1 pseudogene is annotated in these 233 nt (G+C 50.2%); it reads left to right on the top strand.

Going from position 1 to position 233, the window contains the following annotated elements:
- Positions 1-233 (top strand): annotated as a pseudogene (locus tag H9X86_RS12320) (Fic family protein); the annotation flags it as partial.

Below are 233 nucleotides of genomic sequence, written 5' to 3'. Positions count from 1 at the left end.
ATGCTCTCCGACAAAAGCATCATCGACCTGAAAAAACTTGGCTACAAATACCCTCAGGCTGATCTGAAGGAATTTGTGGCACTGCTTGACAGCGGTTTTTATAAGCCTCTGCCGCTAAAGGATTTCAATGGAAAGAATCTGGTCTATCTGGATTCTGTTGCCCAGGTTCAGCTGTCGGCGGCCAAGGTGCTGCTGACACCCCAGAGCAGCAGCCAGGTCTATGGCAGAAAGGC

Origin of the sequence: Pseudoflavonifractor capillosus (assembly GCF_016902575.1) — a bacterium.
Lineage (GTDB): Bacteria > Bacillota > Clostridia > Oscillospirales > Oscillospiraceae > Enterenecus > Enterenecus capillosus_A.
Note: the sequence above shows the minus strand (reverse complement) of the source record. Positions and strands in the feature narration are given on the sequence as shown.